Annotated in this window: 9 protein-coding genes; all 9 read right to left on the bottom strand. The window is 67.3% G+C overall.

The genetic code is table 11. The features are described 5' to 3' along the window. Positions 1 to 70: 70 nt before the first annotated feature. The 9 genes from ABE522_RS14480 to ABE522_RS14440 all read right to left on the bottom strand — a co-directional run bounded on the left by ABE522_RS14480 (position 71) and on the right by ABE522_RS14440 (position 11,245). Positions 71 to 784, bottom strand: a complete 714-nt coding sequence (locus tag ABE522_RS14480) for a pilus assembly protein (RefSeq protein WP_406846367.1) — start codon at positions 782 to 784, stop codon at positions 71 to 73. A gap of 17 nt (positions 785 to 801) precedes the next feature. Continuing rightward, positions 802 to 1,923: a CfaE/CblD family pilus tip adhesin gene (locus tag ABE522_RS14475; RefSeq protein WP_346592292.1), complete on the bottom strand. Its 1,122-nt coding sequence runs from the start codon at positions 1,921 to 1,923 to the stop codon at positions 802 to 804. Continuing rightward, positions 1,920 to 4,661, bottom strand: a complete 2,742-nt coding sequence (locus tag ABE522_RS14470; protein ID WP_346592291.1) for a TcfC E-set like domain-containing protein — start codon at positions 4,659 to 4,661, stop codon at positions 1,920 to 1,922. The genes ABE522_RS14475 and ABE522_RS14470 overlap by 4 nt, the downstream gene beginning before the upstream one ends. Before the next feature lie 45 nt (positions 4,662 to 4,706). Continuing rightward, a complete protein-coding gene (locus ABE522_RS14465; RefSeq protein WP_346592290.1) occupies positions 4,707 to 5,219 on the bottom strand; it encodes a CS1 type fimbrial major subunit in 513 nt (170 codons plus the stop codon). Positions 5,220 to 5,507: 288 nt separating this feature from the next. After that, the gene (locus ABE522_RS14460; protein ID WP_406846366.1) at positions 5,508 to 6,827 is read right to left on the bottom strand and encodes a citrate synthase; all 1,320 of its coding nucleotides are present in this window, start codon (positions 6,825 to 6,827) and stop codon (positions 5,508 to 5,510) included. A 235-nt stretch (positions 6,828 to 7,062) separates the two neighbouring features. Beyond that, the gene (locus ABE522_RS14455) at positions 7,063 to 7,305 is read right to left on the bottom strand and encodes a type B 50S ribosomal protein L31 (RefSeq protein ID WP_346592288.1); all 243 of its coding nucleotides are present in this window, start codon (positions 7,303 to 7,305) and stop codon (positions 7,063 to 7,065) included. 116 nt (positions 7,306 to 7,421) lie between these two features. Beyond that, a complete protein-coding gene (locus ABE522_RS14450; protein ID WP_346592287.1) occupies positions 7,422 to 8,357 on the bottom strand; it encodes a nucleoside hydrolase in 936 nt (311 codons plus the stop codon). A gap of 388 nt (positions 8,358 to 8,745) precedes the next feature. Further along, complete coding sequence (recG, locus tag ABE522_RS14445) at positions 8,746 to 10,851, bottom strand: ATP-dependent DNA helicase RecG (protein WP_346592286.1); 2,106 nt, start codon at positions 10,849 to 10,851, stop codon at positions 8,746 to 8,748. Positions 10,852 to 10,858: 7 nt separating this feature from the next. Then, a complete protein-coding gene (locus ABE522_RS14440) occupies positions 10,859 to 11,245 on the bottom strand; it encodes a RidA family protein (RefSeq protein ID WP_042614411.1) in 387 nt (128 codons plus the stop codon). Positions 11,246 to 11,431: the final 186 nt, after the last annotated feature.

Genomic DNA, 11,431 nt, shown 5'->3' with positions numbered 1-11,431 from the left:
ACGCGAAGCGGGAACGGGAACTTCATGGGATGACTCCGGTTGGGAAAAAGTGGCACTGGGACGGCCGAGGTCACTCGGGCGACAGGGGTTTCAGCCGCTCCAGATGCTCGCGGTAGCCGTCACGGGTAAGGCGGTAACGCAGCTGAAGGGTGTGGCCGGGATCGACGGTGACCGGCAGCTGCAGCGACGCTCCCGGGTACAGGCTGCGCGACACGTCATGCGCAACACATGTCCCCGCTGCGTCGCAGTCGGCCACGCTGGTGATGCCCACGCGCAGCGTCCCGGTATTGCGCAGGGTGTGGCCGCGCAGCTCCAGCCGTACGCTGCCGTTGGCGGGCAGTACGTTGACCAGCGCCCCCCATACCAGGCTGACACCGATGCTGGCCTGGGCCCGGTCCGCCGGTGTCTCCACTGCTCCGTCCTGCGGTGCACGCACGCCTTCGAAATAAATTCGATACGCCGTCTCATGTTCAACACCGTGCAGCGGAATGACCCGGACCAGCCGGTTGCCACCGCCAGCGAGCGCGAACTTCGATGGCGTCAGCGCAATGTCGGCCTGGCTCGCTGGAACCTCGACTTCGTGTTCGCCGCCACCGGCCGGATCCACGATGCGGCGCAACGACGCCTGCACGTACTGCGGCTGCGTGGATTGCGAATAGACGCGGATGACGGCGGCCTTCTCGGCCCCCACTGACGTGCGCATTGGATGGATCGTCAGGTTGGCCTGGGCTGAGGGTGTCAGCAGCAGCATGGCCAGCAGCAGGTGGGACGCTCTGGATTTCACGTAGGTTTCCATTCGATTCAAGGGCGGGAAGTCGGCACGCGCAACTCGACCTGCAGATCGCCTTCGTAGTAGCCGGGGCGCTTGCTGGAGATCGGCACGCGGGGGGTTTCCAAGGTGAGCGGGGCGGGCACGCAATACACCGGCTGGGTCATGCCAGGCAGCATGACCAGCCGCAGGCGGGCGCTGTCGATGCCGGTAAGCAGCTGTTCGGTGCCGTTGGCCATGGGCAGCCGCGCGCTGCCGTGGTCCAGCGTCACCGTGTAATCCACGCGTCGGCCTGGATCGGTTCCCCCGTCCTGGTGCCAGACCGCATAACCTCTGCCCGGCGCCGGCCCGGCCCGCGTGTCGCGCACCGTCACGCCGAGAAAGTCGCTCTGCGAACCCAAACCGTCGTACAGGCACATGTCCAGCGAGGCCCGTCCGCCAACGGTCTGAGCGATCGGGTCGTACTGCAGGTTGAGGCCCACGTGGGGCGTCACCAGGTCGAAGGCGGGAAAGTAGATCGCCACCGCATCGCGGTCGCTGATGGTCAGCTCGAACTGGAATTCAAAGGTCGCCTGCGGCGCCCCGCGGGGGTCCGTGCGCAGGTCCAGCAGCAGCGTGGCGTCCCAGCGACCCGCGACCAGCCGCGACAGTTCGGAGGCGGCTATCGACAACGAGGCTCCGGTGCCTCCGGGCGGACTGCCGACACATGCCACTCCGTAACTGGTGCTGAGCGGACGGCTCACGCTGTCCCACAGATCGAGCGCGCAACTCCGGTCAACGAAGGCCCGCTGCAATGAACCGGTGGCGACGAGGTCGGTACGCAACCCGCTCCTGCGCTCGGTGAAACGGAGCACGATGTCGGTGCTGCCAGCGCCGTTGGCGCCATTGTCCGCGGTCGGGCAACGACCGTTCGCGGTATCCGATGCCGAACGGCAGGTGAGGTGGATGCGTCCGTAGTCCTTGTCCGGATCGGTGCTGTAGCCCAGCAGGGTGCGCGGCGCCAGCAGCTCGATGGAAGCCGGTACCACTGAACGGTCGTAGCTCAGCCGGTGATCCTGGATGCGTCCTGTCGGATCGATCGGCGGAAGCGTCTGCGCCCAGCACGCCGGTGCAAGCAGCAGGGCCTGCAGCAGGGCAAGCCAGCGCCCGCTCATGGCCGTTCCCCGCGCTGGGCGGTCTGTCCGGAAGGGATCAGGGCGCGTTCCTGCAGCAGCCGGGTGACCCGCGCCTGCTCGCGGACAGCGGCGGGCAGCTGCGTCACTGGCAACGGCTGGCACTGCACCGCACCGACCATCAACACCGCCATGCGCCGTTCGCGCACCTGCAGCGGGCAGTACAGCAACTGGTTGCCCTGCAGCAGGTAAAGCATCTGTTCGCGGCGCGGAAAGTCGGCGACGAAGCCCCCATTGGCTTCGGTGGCAGGCACCGGCGCATTGAGGACGCGGGCCGCGGACACCGGCACGCCGGCGAGGTCCTGTGCGTGGCCGATGAAGGTGTAGGTGACCTCGACGGGCACCGCCAGGGTCAGCAGCCTGCCGGGCGACAGGAACAGCGAACGCGTGGCACTGGTTGCGCCCACGCGCACCGCCGCAATGCTGTCCATGCTGCTGGCATCCTGCAGTTCTGCCCGATGCAACTGGTAGGCCGGCACCGGCAGCAGGCGGCGTTCGCCCAGCCGCAGGCGTTGCCGGCGCAGGCCGGACACCTGCAGTTCGGCGGCGACGCCGGACAGATCCACGTCTTCGCTGGAATCGACCTTCACCGCCAGGCCGGCGTCGGCGCCGCCGTCGCCCCAGTAGAAGCCGCCCGGGCCAACGGCAAACGCCGCGTTGTGGTTGAGGCTGTAGGCCATGTCGCGTCGTCCGGGTTGCTGGTAGTGGTTAACGCTGGCACTGGTCCGCCCGGCGTGGTCATGCAGCTGCGCGTTGATGCCGGCGCTGTAACGTGCGGCGTTGTTGCCGCGGACATCAGCCGATATCTCGCGGAACTGGTCGTCGTGTTCCTGGCGCAGCGTCTGGCCGGCGCTGTAGTTCAACTGCGGCGGCTGGTGGGCGGGCTGGCGGAGGTCAACGCCGTAGCGCCGCTGCGAAGTGGCCCGGTCGCTGCGCTGCAGCCGTGTCAGGCTGAGGTTGATGAAGATGCCGCGATCACCGCGCACGCCGCGCACGCCACTGGCCGAATCGTCGCGTTGATGCCACAGGCCGATGCGCTGGGCGGCGCTGAACTCATGCCAGCGGTCGACCCGGCTGTAGCTGCCCTGCCAGGTACGGCTGCGTCGTGCCTCGCCGCCCGCGCTGCCCGGGCCGACCGGTGGCAGGCCAGGAATACCGACCAGCTCATCCAGGCCGGCCCACAGCCCTGCGTCGGTGCGCCACGTCTGCCGTCGGGTATGACTGAGAAAAACGCTGCCGCCTCCTATCGGCAGCGCCATCGAAGCACTCAGCGCATCGGAACATCCCGGGCCATCGCGCCAGTCACCCGGCAGGCAGACACCGCCGCGCAGTTGCTGGTGGTGGACGTTCCACGATGCCTTGCGCCGGTAGGAAAGCTGGCTCTGCGTGCCCCGGCTGCCATCGCTGCCGCGCATGCCACTGAATCCGCCGCGCAGCTCCTGGGTGGCGAAGTGACGCCGCAGGTCCAGCCGCACTTCCGCGTAATGGCCCGTGGCCATGTCGACTGCCCCCGCCGTCACCGTCATGTCGCGTCCCAGCGGCAGGCGCATGCCGGCCATCGCCGCGGGTCCCTGCGCGGGGTGGCGGTCACTGCGGTCTCCGCGCTCGGCACGCCGGCCGGCCTGCAGGAACCATTGCGTGCTGTCATCGGCCCCTTCGCCGCGCTTGTCGAACGGCGCGTCTTCGCTGCGCACCAGCACGCCTTCTTCATAGATGCGCAGGGTGACGCCGTAATTGCCGAACGGGAAAGACCGGGTATCGAGCTCGTTGATCCCGGCCGGCAGGTAGTAGGTCTGCAGCAGGCGTCCGCCATCGAAAGCGTCCACCCGCGCGTCGCGCGCCAGCAGCACGGTCAGCGGGCTCGCCTGCACGGCGGCATCGACATCCACGTAAGCCTGGCTGCTGCCCACGCGCAGGCCATCGAACCGGTCCAGCGGCAGCATGCCGAAGCCGAACACGCCACCCAGCGGACTGGAAAGATTGCGCCGGTCCATGCGGCCGGCCTGCAGGTAGTGCCGGCGGTCCAGGTCGTGGCGGTAGTAGGCATTGTCCATTTCGAACGCCTGGCGTCCGCGCTGACCGCGCTGGTGCTGCTGGCTGAAGTTCCAGTTGGCGGCCACGTGCCCGCCTTCGAACAGGCCGCGCGTGCCCATGCCCTGCATCGCCAGCGCGCGCGTGCCCGGGCCGCCGCCGGCATTGATCACGTGCTGGTGCAGGAATGCGTTTTCGGATGCAGCCGTCGTCTGGAGGAAGCGCGATGCAATGCGCTGGGCGGGCAACCACTGTCGTGCCACGAACAGGTGCAGGGCACCCTCGCCTTCGTCGTAGATGGCGTGCACTGCGGCGGTGTCCGCGGGCGGATCCAGGTATCCGCAGCCGGCGTCCGCGCCGCCGTGCCGGCACGCCAGGTGACCGTTGCGCGGCAGCGGCGCAGACAGCGCGGGCAGCAGCGCTGCCTGCGCTTGCGGACTCAGTTCCAGCGCCTCAAGGACATGGGCAGGCTCCTGGATCTGCACGGTGTCCAATGTAACGAGCACCGGCACCAGCCCAGCCGAACGCCCCCACAACTGGAGGTCGAGCTGCTCGACCTGGCCTTCGGCGAGATCTTCGAAGCCGGCCGGTATGCCGCGCGCGAGCGCGGCGGCATCTGCGGCGTTGGCAGCCAAGGCCAGCGCGAGCGCAAGCGCCAGCCGGGTCACGGCAGGAGCGGTAGATAGCATGATGAGGCACCCAGAGGGCCGGCCCGTCCGGGCCGGCGCAGGTAGTTATGGACTGCCGGTCTTCTGCAGCAGCACGACGCTGACCAGCCCTTCGTACAGACCAGCCGCGGTGATCGGGGCACGCGTGGTCTGCGCGATCTCCAGCGGCATGGCGATCGATGCACCCGGCAGCGCACCATCGAACAGATCGCTGGCGGCGAAGTCCAGGTTGGACAGCTGCAGCGCGCGGCCATTGAGGTTGACCGTCATCGGGATCGGTGTGGCACCGGTGGCAGCGACCACCGGCCGCAGCTCGGCCGCATTGGCCAGGCGCACGCTGATATCCTTCGATGCATCATTGGAAAAGATGCGCACCTGCTCCGACCACGGCGTCAGCCCATTGCCGGGTTGATAGGCCAATTTTACGGCGTCCGGCAACGCACTCCCATCTGCACGCATCAGGGCCACCGTGGGATCGACATCCGCCCAGATCTTGATGTCGGCCTGGACAGCGTGCGCGGACGTGGAGGCAGCGGCTAGTGCGATCGCCAGCACCGCGTTGCGGCAATACGTCTTCATGATTCATCTCCTTGATTACGATAGACGACGTCATCGATACGGCGCCGTGCCAACAGCGATATCTGGTGGCGGCAGGAGAATAGGCAGCGTCCATGGATTTGAACGTAAGGAAACCTTCAAAAGTGTCGCGCAGAGGGCGTTTATGTGCGTTCCGTTGCGAAACAGCGCACCCATCCTTGTATGGCCGTGATTTGACGCATATCCGGTAGCGCCGGTGATCGATCACGGCGGCGCAAAAAAAAACGCCCCGCGAGGCGGGGCGCTCCATGCGACAGGGGATGACCGGAATCAGCCCTGGTAGTCGCGCACGTCGCTACCGGTGTAAACCTGGCGCGGACGGCCGATCTTCATTTCCGGATCCACCTGCTGTTCCAGCCAGTGCGCGACCCAGCCGGAGGTACGGCCCAGGGCGAACATGACGGTGAACATCTCGGTCGGGATCTGCAGCGCCTTGTAGATGATGCCGCTGTAGAAATCCACGTTCGGGTACAGCTTGCGGGCGACGAAATACTCGTCCTGCAGCGCGGCCTGTTCCAGCTTCACGGCCACGTCCAGCAGCGGATCCTGCACGCCGAGCTGCTTGAGCACCTTGCCGGTCATCTCACCGATGACCTTGGCGCGCGGGTCGAAGTTCTTGTACACGCGGTGGCCGAAGCCCATCAGGCGGAAGCCGGAGGTCTTGTCCTTGGCCTTGACCACGGCGGATTCGACGTTGTCGGCCGAACCGATCTCTTCCAGCATCTTCAGCACGGCTTCGTTGGCACCGCCATGCGCCGGACCCCACAACGCGGTGACGCCAGCGGCAACCGACGCGTACGGGTTGGCACCGGTCGAACCGACCAGACGCACGGTCGAGGTCGAGGCGTTCTGCTCGTGGTCGGCATGCAGGATGAACAGCAGGTCCAGTGCCTTGACCACGTCCTGGTTCAGTTCGTACTGGCCGTCGGCCGATTCGAAGGTCTGCTTCAGGAAGCGGCTGACGTAATCCAGCGAGGTGTCCGGCGTGTTGGCCGGCAGGCCCTTGCCATGACGGTAGATCAGCGCCGACAGGGTCGGCACCTTGGCGATCAGGCGCACGGCGGCCTTGCGGCGCTGTTCGGCGTCGGCCAGGTCGAGCGAGGCGTGGTAGATACCCGACAGCTGCGCGATGGCGGCGGTCAGGATCGCCATCGGATGGGCATCCTTGGCGAAGCTGCCGATCAGCGTGTTGATCGATGCATCGACGCTGGCTTCGGCAGCCAGTTCTTCGTTGAATGCCTTCAACTGGGCTGCGTCGGGACGCTCGCCGTTGATCAGCAGGTAGACGACTTCGACGTAGCTCGACTTTTCCGAGAGCTGCTCGATCGGATAGCCGCGATACAACAGAACGCCCTTGTCGCCATCGATGTACGTGATGGCCGACTTGCAGCTTGCGGTGGCGGTGAAGCCGGAATCGTAGGTGAAGTACCCCGTTTCCTTGGTCAGCTTCGAAATGTCGACGCAGTCGTTGCCGAGAGTGGGTTTGATGACCGGCAGAACGACCGACTTTTCGCCGGCGTTGAGCGTGACCTGATCAAGATCGGACACTGTGTGCGCTCCTTCAAGGGGAAGGCGCCTGCCCAAGCGCATTGGTCAGGCACGTGAATGACGTCCACGACCTGTGCCGCGGATCGCGCCATTATCGCACAGCAGCATTTTCCCGGGGTTAGACGGAAGTCGTAGGTGTCGTACATGGGCTTGGCCAAGCGGCGCCGGCGTCGGCAACCGGACGCTGCGTTCCACTACCATACGCCTGGGCACCGAACCCCTGAAAAGCAAACGGCCGCGCAATGCGCGGCCGCTGGCCCAAACCTGGATCGACGGATCAGCGCGCGTAGCGCTTCTGGAACTTGTCGATACGGCCGGAGGTGTCAATCACCTTGTGCTTGCCCGTGTAGAACGGGTGCGACGAGGAGGAGATTTCGACCTTGACGAGCGGATACTCGTTGCCGTCTTCCCACTTGGTGGTTTCCTTCGTCGCCATGGTCGAGCGGGTCAGGATCTTGAAATCGGAGGTGACGTCTTCGAAGACGACGTCGCGGTACGCAGGATGGATATCGGCCTTCATGGGCTCACACCGTAAATTGGGTAAGGGAAACGCAAGAGCGGCAGTATAAGCGCCACCAGCCGCCGGGGCAACCCGCCCTGACGCGGGCACCTCGGGGCACCGCCACTGCAGTCGGGTCAGGCGCCCAAGGCCTGGCGTACCAAGGCTTCGAAACGCGCCTGGTCATAGGCCATCAGCAATGCGCAGTTGTCCGGCTGGCCGGTCTGGCGGTTCCAGTCGACGAGGGTGGCGCCGCGGCTGAACGTGCCGTTCAGCTCGATGTTCACCGGCCGCGACTCCACCTGCAGCTGTCCTTCCGGGTTCAGCGCCCAGGCCATCGCCAGCGCATCGGCGGTGAACCAGCGTCCGCCCTTGCTGTCTTCGGACAACGCGCGGGTCTTGCGCGAAATCAGCTCGTAGAAGCGGGCGCGGTCGCTGTCGGCGGCCAACCACTGTTCGGCCTGCGCCAGCGGCAGTCCGTGTGCCACGGTGGCTTCCCAATCCGACACCAGCAGGTGCGGGAAGGCCGCGAAGACCACGTGGGCGGCTTCCGGGTCGAAGGCGATGTTGAACTCCGCTGCCGGGGTGATGTTGCCGTGGCAGGTGACCGCCCCGCCCATCACCACGATGCGCTTGATCCGCGTGGGCAGGGTCGGATCCAGCTTCAGGGCCAGCGCCAGGTTGGTCAGCGGGCCGAGCATGACCAGCATCAGCTCGCCACGGTACTGGTGCGACAGGCGCAGGATCGCCAGCGCGGCGTGCTCGGCTTCGGCGCTGCGGGTGGGGGGCGGCAGGTCGACATCGCCATAGCCGTCGCGACCGTGCACATGGGCGGCGTCCAGCGAGGGATGCAGGAGCGGATCCGGGCTGCCGGCGAACACGGGGACGTCGTCACGGCCGACTACTTCACACAGTTTGAGTGCGTTGCGGACGGTGTAATCCAGGCCGACGTTGCCGGCGGCGATGGTCAGCGCGACGACCTCGTGGCGGGTGTCGGCGAAGGCCATCAGCAGGGCCAGTGCGTCGTCCACACCGGGGTCGGTGTCGATCAACAGCGGGATCTTGTGGGTCATCGTTGCCGTCTTCTGAGCGGCAACGGAGTGTCGCACCGAGGTGGCTGCAAATACAACCGGGCGCACGAGCGATGCGCGTTTTCCGTAGGCGGAGCGGGTGGGAGGGCCGGTAGCGCCGACCCAGGGTCGGCGGATGCTGCCTGCCATCGCATCGCCTGAAGCAGGCCGCGCTTCGCGCTCGCCGAGCATGGCTCGGCGCTACCGCTTTTCTTCTTTTTCCTGCCGGCCGCGCCTGGGCCGGTAGCGCCGACCCAGGGTCGGCGGATGCTGCCTGCCATCGCATCGCCTGACGCAGGCCGCGCTTCGCGCTCGCCGAGCATGGCTCGGCGCTACCGCTTTTCTTCTTTTCCCTCCCGCCCGGCCCCTCAGCCAGCTGGCGAGCATCCGCTCACGCCGAGGCGTAACGCACGGCGGTGCCGATCCAGCGGTCGACCACGCGGTCGGCCAGGCCGGGCTGCTCCTGCAGCAGCCGTTCGGCCAGTGCGTGCACGTCCGGCAGCAGGTGGGCGTCGCGCGCCAGGTCGGCGATGCGGAAACCCGCCAGGCCGGTCTGCCGGGTGCCCAGCAACTCGCCCGGGCCGCGCAGTTCCAGGTCTTTCTCGGCGATGACGAAGCCATCGTTGGTCTCGCGCATGGTCTGCAGGCGTTCGCGCGCCATCGTCGACAACGGCGCCTGGTACAGCAGCATGCAGCGCGATACCGCCGACCCGCGCCCTACCCGCCCGCGCAGCTGGTGCAGCTGCGCCAGCCCCAGCCGTTCGGCGTTTTCGATCACCATCAGCGAGGCATTCGGCACGTCCACGCCGACTTCGATCACCGTGGTGGCGACCAGCAGATCAATCTGCCCGGCCTTGAACGCCACCATCGTGGCCAGCTTCTCGGCAGCCTTCAGGCGTCCGTGCACCAGGCCCACGCGAACGCCCGGCAGCAGCGCCTGCAGGGACTCGTAGGTCGCCTGCGCCGGCGTGGCATCGAGCTCCTCGCTCTCTTCGATCAGCGTGCAGACCCAGTACACCTGGCGTCCTTCGCTGCAGGCCAGCGCGATGCGCTCGATCAATTCCGGTCGGCGATCGGCATTCAACGCCACGGTCTGCACCGGGGTGCGCCCGGGCGGCAGTTCATCGATGGCCGACACATCCAGATCGGCATATTCGGACATCGCCAGCGTGCGCGGGATCGGCGTGGCGGTCATCACCAGCTGGTGCGGCACGCTGTTTCCGCCTGCGCCCTTGTCGCGCAGCGCCAGCCGCTGGTGCACGCCGAAGCGGTGCTGCTCATCGACAATCGCCAGCGCAAGGTCCTGGAACACCACCGCGTCCTGCATCAACGCATGGGTGCCGACCACCACCTTCGCCTCGCCGTTGGCCACTTCGGCAAGCACCTTGGCGCGCGCCTTGCCGGTGACCTTGCCGGCCAGCCAGGCAACCGGCACGCCCAGCGGTTCCAGCCAGCCGCGCAGGTTGTTGAGATGCTGTTCGGCGAGCAGTTCGGTGGGCGCGGCCAACGCCACCTGCTTGCCCTGCTCCACCGCCAGCATGGCCGCCAGTGCGGCCACCACGGTCTTGCCCGAACCGACGTCACCCTGCACCAGCCGCAGCATCGGGCTGGGCCGGGCGAGATCCTCGCGGATCTGTTTGAAGACACGCTGCTGTGCGCCGGTGAGCGCGAACGGAAGCTGCTTGAGTAGCGCGTTGGCCAGCGCCCCCGGCCCGTCCAGCGGCGGTGCATGGTGGGCCTGCAGCGCGATGCGTTGACGGCGCAGGCTCAGATGATGGGCCAGCAGCTCTTCCATCGCGAGACGGCGCTGCGCGGGATGGAGGCCATTGGCGAGCGCGGAAAGATCCGCATCCTGCGGCGGCTGGTGAACGGTGAGCAGTGCGCTGCGCAGCGAGGGCAGGCCCAGGCCGTCCAGCCATCCCGGCGGCAGCAGTTCCAGCGTGGACTCTTCGGGCAAGCGCTCCAGCGCCTGCAGGATCAGCTTGCGCATCGTCGCCGGGCCGACCCCTTCCACCGCCGGATAGACCGGATCCAGCCGGTCGCCCAGCGCCGGATCGTCATGCCGGCCCAGCACCTGGTAACTGGGATGGACGATCTCCAGGCCCAGCTGGCCGGGGCGCGGGGTACCGAAACAGCGCAGCCGGTTGCCGACCGCGAACTGCCCGACCTGCTGCTGGCGGAAATGGAAGAAGCGCAGCACCAGCGTGCCGCGCCCCTCGTCTTCGATCGCGACCTTGAGCATGGGCCGGTAGCGCATGCCCCGCTCCACCGCCATTACCCGCCCTTCGACCTGTGCCGGCACGCCGGAACGCAGGTCTTCGATCCGGGTCAGCCGGGTACGGTCTTCATAGCGCAGTGGCAGGTGCAGCCACAGGTCCTGCAGCGTACCCAGCCCGCGCGCCTGCAGCTTGCCGGCCACGGCCGGACCGACACCGGCCAGCATCGCCAGCGAGGCTTCACCGGACGGAGCCAGTACAGGGGCGGCCTTGCGTGCCACGCAGGGTTCAGCCGATGACCATCACCGCATCGACTTCGAAGTTGGCGCCCTTCGGCAGGCCGGAGACTTCGATGGTCGAACGCGCCGGGAACGGCGCCTTGAAATAGTCCTGCATGACGGCGTTGACCTTGGCGAACTCGGCCAGGTCGGTCAGGTACAGGCCCAGGCGGACGATCTGGTCGAGCGAGCCGCCGGCTTCTTCGGCCACTGCCTTGAGGTTGTCGAAGGCACGGCGGGCCTGGGCTTCCACGTCACCGACGCCGACGATGTCACCGGTGGCCGGGTCCAGCGGGATCTGTCCGGAGAAGTACACGGTGTTGCCGGCGCGCACGGCCTGCGAGTAAGGACCGATGGCGGCGGGGGCCTTTTCGGTGTTGATGATCTGGCGGGTCATGGGGGCTCCGGTATCAGGAAAAACAGAGCGTCCATTGTACCGGGCAGGTCGGGGGGTGACGACCGTGGGTGGGTGACGACCGTTGGTGGGGGGCGGCCCGTTGGGGGGACGCGCGTGGTTCAGGGCGAAGCGGGGCGGGCCACCGGCCGGGCCCCCCCCGCAGGCGGCCCCACGAGAGCGAACCCC

The sequence above is a fragment of the Stenotrophomonas lacuserhaii genome (assembly GCF_039674585.1).
Lineage (GTDB): Bacteria > Pseudomonadota > Gammaproteobacteria > Xanthomonadales > Xanthomonadaceae > Stenotrophomonas > Stenotrophomonas pennii_A.
This window is presented reverse-complemented; position numbering and strand designations above follow the sequence as displayed.

What these genes read in the sequence shown, in the direction of transcription:
- ABE522_RS14475 (WP_346592292.1), bottom strand. Translation starts at nt 1,923, where the DNA reads ATGAGCGGGCGCTGGCTTGCCCTGCTGCAGGCCCTGCTGCTTGCACCG.
- ABE522_RS14470 (WP_346592291.1), bottom strand. Translation starts at nt 4,661, where the DNA reads ATGCTATCTACCGCTCCTGCCGTGACCCGGCTGGCGCTTGCGCTCGCG.
- ABE522_RS14465 (WP_346592290.1), bottom strand. Translation starts at nt 5,219, where the DNA reads ATGAAGACGTATTGCCGCAACGCGGTGCTGGCGATCGCACTAGCCGCT.
- ABE522_RS14460 (WP_406846366.1), bottom strand. Translation starts at nt 6,827, where the DNA reads ATGCGCTTGGGCAGGCGCCTTCCCCTTGAAGGAGCGCACACAGTGTCC.
- ABE522_RS14455 (WP_346592288.1), bottom strand. Translation starts at nt 7,305, where the DNA reads ATGAAGGCCGATATCCATCCTGCGTACCGCGACGTCGTCTTCGAAGAC.
- ABE522_RS14450 (WP_346592287.1), bottom strand. Translation starts at nt 8,357, where the DNA reads ATGACCCACAAGATCCCGCTGTTGATCGACACCGACCCCGGTGTGGAC.
- ABE522_RS14440 (WP_042614411.1), bottom strand. Translation starts at nt 11,245, where the DNA reads ATGACCCGCCAGATCATCAACACCGAAAAGGCCCCCGCCGCCATCGGT.